This is a genomic window from Candidatus Viadribacter manganicus, from assembly GCF_001679665.1.
In the GTDB taxonomy this organism is placed as follows: Bacteria; Pseudomonadota; Alphaproteobacteria; order Caulobacterales; family Aquidulcibacteraceae; genus Vitreimonas; species Vitreimonas manganica.
On record NZ_CP013244.1, the window covers coordinates 152,358 to 163,391 of the forward strand.

The window sequence follows — 11,034 nt, forward strand, 5'->3', positions numbered from 1 at the left end:
GGAGCGGGCGGCATCTGAGGGGCTTTAGATCGCCGCCACAAGAGCTTGCGCGCGTTTTGGGAGAATTCTTCGACGAGGCGCAGCTGGCGCCTCAGATGACGCGCTCAACCCCTCTGGCCGCCTTCAATGCTGACCGCGCGGCGGGACTTGCCGAGGCCAAGCGGCCGGTATTGAGTTCGATCTCGCGGCCATCATTGAGGCGCAACACGAGATGAAGCGGGCGCGCCTCCCCGGGCTGAGCTTTTGGCAGCGCTGACAGCGTCTGGAGCAACAAATCTAGGGGCGCCCCCTCGCGCAACACGATGCGAAGGTCATCTCCGATCCGAGCTTCTGCAGCTTCGACTGGTTCAAAGGAATCTGCGGCGAGCTTCATGTCGCCGTCGCGCCACCTAACCCGGCCGCGGAAGCCGAACGCTTTACCAACCTCGATCACGTCGCGTGCAGCCTGCACGTTCTCGGGCATGATCATGCCTTCGAAGTCGCCCGTAGGATCGCTCATCGAGACGAACGCCAAGGTCCCGCCTGACATGGCGGGCCGATACTGAATGCGGCGCACCACACCGGCCATCATGTAGGCCCGCGGCTCGGTCTCACCCTCTTCGACAATATCGGCGTAGCTTGAATATCGATCACCAGCGTCGACGAAAAAGTCCGACAACGGGTGACCAGAAAGATAGAAGCCTACACTCTCTCGCTCCGCATCCAGACGATCTTGCGCGGACCAGGCCGGCGCCTTTGGAAAGACAGGACGCGCGCTCGGTTCTTCCGAACCGAACAAACTCGCCTGCGAACTGGCGCGTTCTTCAGCAACGCGTTGCGCATACGCTGCAACAATTTCACAAGCAGCAAGCGCCCTGGCGCGATCGGGCTCAAAACCGTCGAAAGCGCCGGACTTGGCTAGGTTTTCAAGCTGCCGGCGGTTGATGGCCTTGGCATCGATCCGTTCCGCCAATTCGTGCAGCGCCTTGAACTTCCCCTTCCGCTTCCGCTCCTCAACCACGCTCGCCATCGCGACAAGCCCGACGTTACGCACAGCACCAAGGGCGTAACGCACCGCCAAACCATCCTCGGTTTTCTCAACGTTAAAGTCGGCTTCGGAATTGTTGAGGTCGGGAGGCAGCATGGGTACGTGAACGCGCTTGGCGTCTTGCACGAAGCTCGCAAGCTTGTCCGAATTTGAAAGGTCAAGGCTCATAGAGGCCGCGATAAAATCGACAGGATAATGCGCCTTTAGGAATGCAGTCTGGTACGCAACCACGGCGTACGCAGCGGCGTGTGATTTATTGAATCCATAGCCGGCGAATTCTTCGACGAGATCGAAGATGTGTGAGGCCAGGTTCTCGCTGACACCCTTCTCCTTCGCGCCCTCGATGAAACGTGATTTTTGCTTCGCCATCTCCGCGGGTTGCTTTTTGCCCATCGCACGACGCAGCAAGTCGGCCTCGCCAAGACTGTAGCCGGACAAGACCTGAGCGATCTGCATCACCTGCTCTTGGTAGACGATGACGCCGTATGTTTCTTCGAGAATTGGCTTCAAAGTCTCGTGCAGATAATCAGGCTGCTCACGACCGTGCTTTACATTCGCGAACCGATCGATGTTCTTCATCGGCCCCGGGCGATAGAGCGAAATCAGCGCGATGACGTCTTCCAGCGTCGTAGGCTTCACTTTGCGCAGGGTGTCCCGCATCCCCTGACCTTCGAGTTGAAACACCCCGAAGGTCAGACCCGATTGCATGAGCCTGTAGGTCGCCTCGTCGCCGTAGTCTCCGGTGTTGAGATCGATCTTTTCACCGCGAGCCCGGATGAATTTCACGGCGCGGTCGATCACCGTGAGCGTCTTCAGCCCTAGAAAGTCGAACTTCACCAAGCCCGCTGCTTCGACCCACTTCATGTTGAATTGGGTGGCCGGCAAATGTGCCCGTGGATCGCGATAGAGTGGCACCAACTCAATGAGGGGACGATCGCCGATCACAACGCCGGCAGCGTGTGTCGATGCGTTTCTATAAAGCCCCTCTAGCTGCAACGCCGTGTCTATGAGCTCGCGGACCTCCGCCTCGTTTCGCTTCGCCTCTTGCAGCTTCGGCTCGATCTCCATCGCCTGAGCCAGCGTGACGGGGTTTGCGGGGTTCGCTGGCACAAGCTTTGCCAGCTTATCGACTTGGCCAAACGGCAACTGCATCACGCGTCCGACGTCGCGAAGCACGGCGCGCGCTTGCAGCGTGCCGAAGGTGATAATGTGCGCGACGCGATCTTCCCCGTACTTGTTCTTCACGTATTCGATAACTTCGCCACGTCGTTCCTGGCAGAAGTCGATATCGAAGTCGGGCATCGACACGCGCTCTGGATTCAAGAAGCGCTCGAACAGTAGGCCCCAACGTAGCGGATCAAGATCTGTGATGGTCAGGGCCCAGGCTACCACCGAGCCTGCGCCTGAGCCCCGCCCAGGTCCCACCGGAATGTCGTTCGACTTCGCCCACTTGATAAAGTCCGAGACGATCAAGAAGTAGCCCGGGAACTGCATCTGCGTGATAACAGAAAGCTCGTACGCAAGTCGTTTCTCGTAATCCTCAAGCGGCGCTGCGAGTTTATCTCCGAGCGCCTTGACCCTCTCCTTTAGGCCAGCCTCGGCCTGCGCCTTCAACTCGGCAGCCTCGTCGCGGCCGCGCTTGGTGTCGAAGCGCGGCAAGATGGGTTTGCGCTTCTCGACTTTGTAAGCAGTCCGGCGTGCAATCTCGATGGTGCTCTCTAGCGCCTCCGGCAGATCGGAAAAGAGCGCGGCCATCTCATCGGCAGAACGAAAGTAATGCTGGTGCGTTACACGCGGGCGATCTTCGGCGCCGAGATACGATGATGCCGCGATGCAGAGCAGCGCATCATGCGCCCCGTGATCGGCCTTCTTTTCGAAACGAATGTCGTTCGTCGCGACGATGGGCAGACCAAGGTCGTACGCCATCTCAAGCAGCGGACCTTCGCTCTCGACCTCGATGAGTTCACTATGACGCTGAAGTTCGACATAGAGGCGATTGGGGAAGGCGTGGCCGAGTTGCTTCAAGGTATCGACGGCAATATCTATCTTGCCCTCGGAGATTAACGGAGCAAGTGCGCTCTCGCCCCCGCCGGTTAGCGCAATCAGACCTTCTGAGTGTTGCAGAAGACGCGAGAACAGAACGTGAGGTTCATCGTGCGATTCCGCTTCTAGATAGGCAGCGCTCGAGAGCTGCATCAGATTTGTGTAACCTGCCTCACTTTGGGCGATGAGCGCGAACGCCCCTTTCAACCCATGATCACCGCGTACATCGAGAGTGAGACCAACAATCGGCTGAACGCCCAATTCTGACGCGGCTTCTGAGAACTCAAGCGCGCCGAACAGGTTGTTGGCGTCCGTGAGCCCAAGCGCAGGCATCTGGTGTTTGGCCGCGAGCTTCGCGAGCCCCTTAACTTGGATCGCACTCTGCAGCAGCGAATAGGCCGAACGCGCTCGGAGATGAACAAACTGCTGGGGCATATGATTCTCCGCCCCAAAGATAGGCGCTCACACGCCCACCTCGAACCCCTGTTAGCTGCGTTGAACGAGCTTGCCGTGGTCCAGCGCCATAACCCGGTCCATGTACTTCGCCAATTCCAGGTTGTGGGTTGCAATCAGGGCAGCCGCGCCCTCGTTGCGAACCAGATCGGACAACGCCGCAAACACCACTTTCGAGGTGTCCGGATCGAGGTTTCCAGTCGGTTCGTCGGCCAAAATGAGGATCGGATTGTTGATCATCGCGCGAGCAATAGCGACGCGCTGTTGCTCTCCACCTGACAGTTGCGCCGGTTGGTGATGGATACGGTCTGACAATCCCATGATCCCCAGAAGGCGTTCGCCCTCGTCCATCGCTTCTTTGCGCTTGCGCCCTGCGATCAGCGCCGGGAGCGCTACATTGTGGATCGCATCGAACTCCGGAAGGAGATGGTGGAACTGATAGACGAAGCCAATCCGGTTGCGACGAATATTCGTTCGCTCTCCGTCACTCAGCTCCCAACCTGACTGACCATCGATCCAAACGTCCCCCGATGATGGCCGCTCAAGCATCCCCGCAGCGTGGAGTAGCGATGACTTGCCCGAGCCCGAGGGACCGATGAGGCCAACAATCTCGCCGGCGCCAATGTGCAGTTGAACGCCATCAAGCACCGTGAGTGCGCTGCTGCCGGATTGATAGACTCTGCCAACATTTTCCAAGCGCAGGATAGGTCCGTGCGAGGCATTACTCATAGCGCAAAGCCTCCACCGGATCGAAGCGAGACGCCCACCACGAGGTCACCAACGTTGCGGCAAAAGTCACGAGCACTGTGAACAGTGAAATGCCGATGACTTCGCTCCACTCGACGCGAGCAGGGAGCGTCTCAAGCGAATAGACCGTTCCAGGAAAAACATCGAATCCAGTGGTTTGCTGGATGAAGTTCTGGATGGCCTCGATGTTGAGGCAGAAGCCGATGCCTAGCAACAATCCCAGGCTCAATCCGATCAGACCCAAGCTCGCACTGGCCATGAAGAACACACGCATAATGGCGCCTTTGGTCGCGCCCATCGTGCGCAAGATAGCGATGTCCCGGCTCTTGTTCTTAACAAGCATGATCAGACCCGTGACAATGTTGAGGGCAGCGATTGTGACCAAGATCATGAGGATCAACCGCATGACGTTCCGCTCGACCACGAGCGCATCGGATAGCCCCTGGCTCTTGGCCCGCCAGTCATAGATCGTGACCTCAGGGCCTAAGCGGTTTCGCAATTCCATCATCGTGGCGACTGTTCGGTCGGGGTTTCGGATCCGAATCTCGAGCTCATCGGCCCCATCGCCGCGGCTGAACAAGATCTGCGCTTGCTCAAGCGGCATGTAGATCAGTGCAGAGTCGAACTCGGCCATGCCGACGCTAAACACACCACCAATCAGGAATGACTTACGCCGGGGTGTTAGTCCGAACGGAGTTGCCGCGCCCTGCGGCGAGAGAATTGAGATCGCCATATTCTCAGCGGCGCCCAGCGATGCAGCCAAACGATCGCCAACCAAGATGCTCGGCGATTCGATGCCTTCGAAGTTTTGGAAGCTCCCCCCACTTCGAATACTGTTCGCGACGATCGGCAGGGCCTCAAGATCGCCACGTCGCATTCCGCGCACGACGACACCTGCCGCCAGTCCGTCTGGAGACGTCGCAAGCGCTTGGGCATTGATGGTCGGCGCGACATGCAACACATCCGGCGCTTCTCGGGCGAGTGTAGCAAGTCGCTCAATTTCGCTGCCTGGCAGATTGCGCACATCGACGTAGACGTGACCGTTCACGCCCAAAATGCGCGAAAGCAACGTCTCCCGGAAGCCGTTCATCACCGACATTGTGATGATGAGCGCCGTCACCGCGAGCGTAATCGCGATCACCGATATCACCGAAATCAGTGCAACACCGCCATGGGCCCGCTTCGCGCGCAGGTAACGGCCGGCGAGCATCCGCTCAAACAGGCCAAACGGGGCGCTTCGTCCGTTGCTCATCAATAGGCCCGTGCGATCAGGATTTCTTCTACGGCTGGCTGCCCGGTAAAGATGCACGGGCCGAACGATTTGGGCTGCGCCATCGGCGCATTACGGATGGTTAGCTTCAAGGCTTTCAGGCGTGTCCCCACTTCTTCCAACGCAGCGCCGGTGGGCCGGGACCATTGCACGCGCGCCCAGCCTTTGAACTCGCCATCTTCGTCTTCGGTTCCGTAGTACTTTTCTATGTCGGCGAAGGACGTCAAATCGCCACGGATGTTGGCGTCGAGGCGGGCTTTGGCTTCGTCGAACAGTTCTTTTTGCATGGCTTCCAAGAGCCCTGGCGCTTGCGCAACGAAATCGCTGCGCGACAGCGTGTGCGATTTGATCTTGTCGCCTTCGCGCAGCATGTTGCGCTTGATGAAGGTGACGTTGCCGCCGGCCGCATCGCGCGGGCCGATTTCGCAAATCAGCGGCGCGCCACGACGCACCCAGTCCCAGCGTTTGTCGGCGGGTCTGGCGTCCTTTTCGTCAACGTAGGCGCGCATCGGCGAGCCAAGCGCCGAGCCCTTGTTCAGTTCGGCGACCAGCGCTTTGCAATACTGTTTGAGTTCATCGTCCTCAGGCTTGTTGCGCAGCATCGGCACAACCACGATCTGACGCGGCGCCATGGCTGGCGGCGTACGCATGCCGTCGTCATCGCCGTGCGTCATGATCATGCCGCCGATGAGACGCGTCGAGGTGCCCCAACTCGTTGTGTGCGCGAGTGACATGCCGCCGTCTTTATCTTGGTAGCGAATGTTCTGCGCTTCAGCGAAGTGCGTGCCGAGATAGTGCGAGGTGCCGGCCTGCAGCGCCTTTCCATCTTGCATCATCGCTTCGATCGAGTACGTGCGGTCCGCGCCGGGGAAGCGTTCGTTCTCCGGCTTCTCGCCGCAAACAACCGGGATCGCCATCACCTCTTCGACGACGCTGCGATACATCTCAAGCGCGAGCATGGTCTCTTCCATGGCGTCGGCTTCGTCGACGTGCGCGGTGTGGCCTTCCTGCCAGAGGAATTCAGCCGTGCGCAGGAACAGACGCGTGCGCATCTCCCAACGCATCACGTTGGCCCACTGGTTCATCTTCAGCGGCAGATCGCGATACGACTTGATCCACTTGCTGAACGCATCGCCGATGATCGTCTCCGACGTTGGGCGAATAATGAGCGGCTCGGTGAGCTCAGCTTCAGGATCGGGTTTCAAAGTGCCGTCGATCGCCTTCAGGCGATGGTGCGTGACCACAGCCATTTCCTTGGCGAAGCCTTCGACGTGCTCAGCCTCCTTGGCGAAGAACGAGAGCGGGATCAGCAGCGGGAAATAATAGTTCTCGTGACCAGTCTCGCGGATGCGACGGTCCATCTCCTGTTGGAAACGCTCCCAGATCCCCATGCCCCACGGCTTGATGATCATGCACCCGCGCGTCGGCGACGACTCCGCGAAATCGGCGTCGCGGACGACCGTTTGGTACCATTCGGGAAAATCTTCGGCGCGCGTGACCTTAAGCGCATACATCTGGGGAGGTTCCTTTCGGGCGTCTGGATAGACTGCGCCGAGGCTCCCCGCAACGCGGCCTAATGAGCGCGCATATTCCAAAGGTCGACGGAAACGGCCCAGAAAACGCCCAGCCAGACCACCGCGGCGATGCCTGCCGCGTAAATTGCCTTCTTCCGGACGTTGTGAACCTTCGGCGCTCCAGGTTCCGCGCCAGGGACGGTTTCCTCGTCGGCCTCATGGTGGCTCTGAGCTCCCATAGGCAACATCACAAAGAATGCGAGCCACCAACAGATGACGTAGATGGCAACGCCAAGAAGCGGGCTCATCCGTGTGCGTCCTTGGGAGTTTCCATCAGTTCAATAAGCACGCCGTCAGAATTTTTCGGATCGATGAAGATAATGGGCGTGCCGTGGGCGCCTATGCGCGGCTCGTTGAGCACGCGCGCACCGCGAACGACCATCTCATCCCGTGCGACGTAGATATCCTGCACCTCGAAACAGATGTGGTGCTGGCCGCCACGGGGGTTCTTTTCGATGAACTTCGCAATAGGGCTGTTCTCGCCGAGCGGTTCAATCAACTCGATCTGGCTATTGGCAATATTGACGAACGCAAATTTCACACCTTGCGCCGGCAGTTCACGGGTCTCGGTAATTGCGCTTTCCGGCACGCCATAGAGGTCCCGATAGGTCTTCTTCGCCGCCTCTATAGAAGGCACCGCGACGCCGACGTGATTCAACCTGCCGATCATGGCCCTACTCCCAAGCTCCCCGCCCCAAGACTAGAGGCGCAGAATAGAAACGTCGATAAGGGGCCGTTTCTTCCAGAGCCGTTCTGCGGCTTTGCGTACCGCACGGACAACACTCGCCTCTATGGCGTCGTCATCACCGCGCTCGGCGTGATTGAGCTTGGTGAAGCCAGCCTTGGCGACGTCCTCCAACTCTTCGAGTGCGAGCTCGAAATCTTCCTCATCCGGCATCGTGAGGCCGCGAACAGAAACGGTCGGCCCAGCGGCGATTGCATTCTTGCCGGTGAGCGCGAACGCGATGTTCACGGCCCCCTCGGCGGAAATCCGTTTCCGATCGCGGATGGCATCATCCTCGGTCTCAACGATGACGTTCCCATCAACGTAAAGGCGGCCGGACGGCACCTCATCGATCACCGCCGCTGGGCCGGGAGCCAAGCGGATGAGATCGCCATTCTTGGGCGCAATCGTTTCGGGAATTTGAAGCGATTGCGCGAGTTTTACGTGCTCACGGATATGCCTGATTTCGCCGTGAACAGGCACAGCAATACGAGGCCTTGCCCAGGCATACATCTGCTTCAACTCATCACGCGCGGGGTGACCCGACACGTGGATCAAGTGCGTATTGTCGGCGGTGATAAGCTCGACGCCGCGCTCAAGGAATTGATCGTAGAGCTGATGGATCGCCGTCTCGTTCCCGGGGATGACGCGAGACGAAAAGATGACTGTATCGCCATGGCGCAGCGAGACGTTGCGATGCTCGCCGCGCGCAATCCGTGAAAGCGCGGCGCGCTGCTCACCTTGGCTTCCAGTGCAGAGGAAGAGTACGTTCTCATCGGGCAATGTGCCGACCTCGTCTTCGTCGATCACATGCGGCACATCCTGCAACAGGCCGACGCTTTGAGCGGCGTTGAAGATGCGGTGCATCGAGCGGCCAACAAGGCATGGCGTGCGGCCAGCAGCGCGCGCGGCCTTCAGCGTAGTTTCGACGCGGGCTACATTCGAGGCGAAGGCGGTGACGGCGACTTTGCCAGTGCAGCTCTTGATGACCTCAGTAAGCTTTTCGCGCACTTCGGCCTCGGAGCCCGTCGATCCTTCGACGAGGACATTGGTCGAGTCACACACCATGGCGAGCACGCCCTCTTCGGCCATGGCCCGAAGTTTGGCTTCGTCTGTAGTCTCACCGATCAACGGATCGGGATCGATCTTCCAATCACCTGTGTGCCACACAAGACCGAGAGGCGTTCGAATGGCGAGACCATTCGGCTCGGGGATCGAGTGCGTCAAAGTTACAAAATCTATCTCGAACGGTCCGAGCGTCAGTTGTCCTTTCAACGGAATTTCGGTGAGCGAGACCTTCTCCAACAGCCCGCGTTCGCGAAGCTTTTCGCGCACGAGTGCAGCCGTGAATGGGGTTGCATAAACCGGTGCTGGCAGACGCGGCCAAAGCCACCCTAAAGCGCCAATGTGATCTTCATGCGCATGCGTCAGCACAATCGCGATGATGTCGTCCTTGTGCTCTTCGAGATAGCTCGGATCCGGCAAGATGAGATCGACGCCTGGAGTCGTGTCCTCACGACCAAAAGTGACGCCGATATCGACGATGATCCATTTGCGCGCGTCCGGCGGCCCATAGCCGTACGCGTTCAAATTCATCCCAATCTCGCCTGAGCCGCCGAGGGGCAGGAAGACGAGTTCATCGCCGGTTGCGGGCTTCTTCAAAGTGCGCCGCCATTCCGGCGGAAAATCTCAAGCAAGCCGCGAGACGTCAGATCCTGGTCAAAATGGTCGATAGTTGGAAACGCACCTTCAAACAGCGAGGCAACACCTCCCGTGGCGATGGTCTGCATAGGTTTGCCGTACTCCTGGCGAATGCGGCGGCACAGGCCCTCGATCATCTCAATCGATCCCCAATAGATGCCAGACTGCATCGCGGTCACCGTATCCTTGCCGATGACACGACCGGGATCGCGAATTTCCACACGCGGCAACCGCGCGGCGTGCTCGTGCAACGCTTGGAGCGAAAGGTTGATCCCTGGAAGAATAATTCCACCCTCAAACGCGCCATCGTGGCTCACGATGTCAAACGTCGTCGCGGTGCCGCTGTCGATCACGATCGCGGGCCCACCGTATGCAACGAACGCGCCCACTGCGTTGACGAGGCGGTCAGCGCCTGCCTCGTTGGGCTTGTCGATGCGTACTTCGATACCGAGCTTCAGGCCATCCTCGCCGATGACCATTGGCTCGGCGCCAATATAACGCCGAGACAAATTGCGCAGATTGAACAAAGCCTGCGGAACCACCGTTGAGATGATGCAGGCGCTGACGTCTGTGAAACTAAGACCGCCAAGAGCCATGACCTGATTGAGCCAAGGTGCGTATTCGTCGGCCGTGCGTGTCGTATCCGTTGACGCACGCCACTGAGCGCGCCAGGCGCTCCCATCCCATACTGCGAACTTGGTGTTGGTGTTGCCAACGTCAATTGCGAGAAGCATCAGGCGACCTTTGGCAAAAAGACATCGCCGGCGGCGATCAAACGGCGACCGGCGTCAGTGTCGAGTTCAAGTTCACCGCGCGGTGATAGGCCGGCGATGCGCCCTTCCAAGGTGTGTTCGCCCTGAACCACATGCGCTTCCCGGCCGAGCCCGAAAGCGCGCTGCAGCCACGCCTGGCGGAGTGGCTCAAAACCCTCATTTGATATGCGGCTAGACCAGTGATCCAGCCTCGGACGCATCGAGGCGAGAAATGCAAGCGGCTCAGGTGCATGCGCGTCGGGCGGGAGCAAATCGCGCAGGCATATCGCCTTCTGATCGATATTTTCAGGCGCATCCGCGAGGTTCACACCGAACGCCAGCGCGACCCACGTTTGGCCGGACGCCAACGAGCCAGAGTCCAGCATTATTCCGGAAACTTTGGCGCCATGAACGAACACGTCATTCGGCCACTTCAATTGGGCCGCCCCTCCGCCAACCACGGCGTCAATCGTTTCTGCGAGCGCGACACCAGTTGCGAATCCAAGGAGCGCAATTTGCTGGGGTGGGGCGTCCGTCGCAAAAAGCAATGTCGCCATGAGATTGCCGTCATGCGACGTCCAGGCGCGTCCCCGGCGGCCACGACCTGCGGTTTGTCTCTTCGCGATCAGCCAGACCGACGAAATCTCACCGCGTTCGGCGCGGCGCCGCGCCTCCAGAATAGTGGAGTCGATTTCCTCGAAGACTTCGACAGGCGCTTGGCCGTCGATCATCGAACCAACTTT

The 11,034-nt window shown here is 59.1% G+C and carries 9 protein-coding genes; all 9 read right to left on the reverse strand.

Annotated elements, in window-relative coordinates; translation table 11 throughout:
- Window positions 1–91: 91 nt before the first annotated feature.
- From dnaE to ATE48_RS00835, 9 genes are read right to left on the reverse strand one after another with little or no spacing between them, the layout of a single operon-like run.
- Complete coding sequence (gene dnaE / locus ATE48_RS00795) at window positions 92–3,505, reverse strand: DNA polymerase III subunit alpha (protein WP_083197093.1); 3,414 nt, start codon at window positions 3,503–3,505, stop codon at window positions 92–94.
- Window positions 3,506–3,556: 51 nt separating this feature from the next.
- On the reverse strand, window positions 3,557–4,252 hold the full coding sequence (locus tag ATE48_RS00800; RefSeq protein ID WP_066766843.1) for an ABC transporter ATP-binding protein: 696 nt from the start codon (window positions 4,250–4,252) through the stop codon (window positions 3,557–3,559).
- A complete protein-coding gene (locus tag ATE48_RS00805) occupies window positions 4,245–5,522 on the reverse strand; it encodes a lipoprotein-releasing ABC transporter permease subunit (protein WP_066766846.1) in 1,278 nt (425 codons plus the stop codon). Before ATE48_RS00805 ends, ATE48_RS00800 begins: the two co-directional genes overlap by 8 nt.
- Window positions 5,522–7,054 carry an aminoacyl--tRNA ligase-related protein gene (locus ATE48_RS00810; RefSeq protein WP_066766848.1) on the reverse strand — a complete coding sequence of 511 codons (1,533 nt, stop codon included), beginning with the start codon at window positions 7,052–7,054 and terminating at the stop codon, window positions 5,522–5,524. Before ATE48_RS00810 ends, ATE48_RS00805 begins: the two co-directional genes overlap by 1 nt.
- 59 nt (window positions 7,055–7,113) lie before the next feature.
- Window positions 7,114–7,362 carry a DUF1467 family protein gene (locus ATE48_RS00815; protein WP_066766849.1) on the reverse strand — a complete coding sequence of 83 codons (249 nt, stop codon included), beginning with the start codon at window positions 7,360–7,362 and terminating at the stop codon, window positions 7,114–7,116.
- Window positions 7,359–7,784 carry a methylmalonyl-CoA epimerase gene (gene mce / locus ATE48_RS00820; RefSeq protein ID WP_066766852.1) on the reverse strand — a complete coding sequence of 142 codons (426 nt, stop codon included), beginning with the start codon at window positions 7,782–7,784 and terminating at the stop codon, window positions 7,359–7,361. Before mce ends, ATE48_RS00815 begins: the two co-directional genes overlap by 4 nt.
- Window positions 7,785–7,814: 30 nt before the next feature.
- Entirely contained in the window at window positions 7,815–9,500 is a 1,686-nt protein-coding gene (locus ATE48_RS00825; RefSeq protein WP_066766861.1) for a ribonuclease J, read from the reverse strand.
- A complete protein-coding gene (locus ATE48_RS00830; RefSeq protein ID WP_066766862.1) occupies window positions 9,497–10,276 on the reverse strand; it encodes a type III pantothenate kinase in 780 nt (259 codons plus the stop codon). Before ATE48_RS00830 ends, ATE48_RS00825 begins: the two co-directional genes overlap by 4 nt.
- Window positions 10,273–11,022, reverse strand: a complete 750-nt coding sequence (locus tag ATE48_RS00835) for a biotin--[acetyl-CoA-carboxylase] ligase (protein ID WP_066766865.1) — start codon at window positions 11,020–11,022, stop codon at window positions 10,273–10,275. The genes ATE48_RS00830 and ATE48_RS00835 overlap by 4 nt, the downstream gene beginning before the upstream one ends.
- Between the last annotated feature and the right edge of the window lie 12 nt (window positions 11,023–11,034).

Coding starts and splice junctions, on each gene's coding strand:
- ATE48_RS00800 (WP_066766843.1), bottom strand. CDS start 4,252: ATGAGTAATGCCTCGCACGGACCTATCCTGCGCTTGGAAAATGTTGGC.
- ATE48_RS00810 (WP_066766848.1), bottom strand. CDS start 7,054: ATGTATGCGCTTAAGGTCACGCGCGCCGAAGATTTTCCCGAATGGTAC.
- ATE48_RS00815 (WP_066766849.1), bottom strand. CDS start 7,362: ATGAGCCCGCTTCTTGGCGTTGCCATCTACGTCATCTGTTGGTGGCTC.
- dnaE (WP_083197093.1), bottom strand. CDS start 3,505: ATGCCCCAGCAGTTTGTTCATCTCCGAGCGCGTTCGGCCTATTCGCTG.
- mce (WP_066766852.1), bottom strand. CDS start 7,784: ATGATCGGCAGGTTGAATCACGTCGGCGTCGCGGTGCCTTCTATAGAG.
- ATE48_RS00835 (WP_066766865.1), bottom strand. CDS start 11,022: ATGATCGACGGCCAAGCGCCTGTCGAAGTCTTCGAGGAAATCGACTCC.
- ATE48_RS00805 (WP_066766846.1), bottom strand. CDS start 5,522: ATGAGCAACGGACGAAGCGCCCCGTTTGGCCTGTTTGAGCGGATGCTC.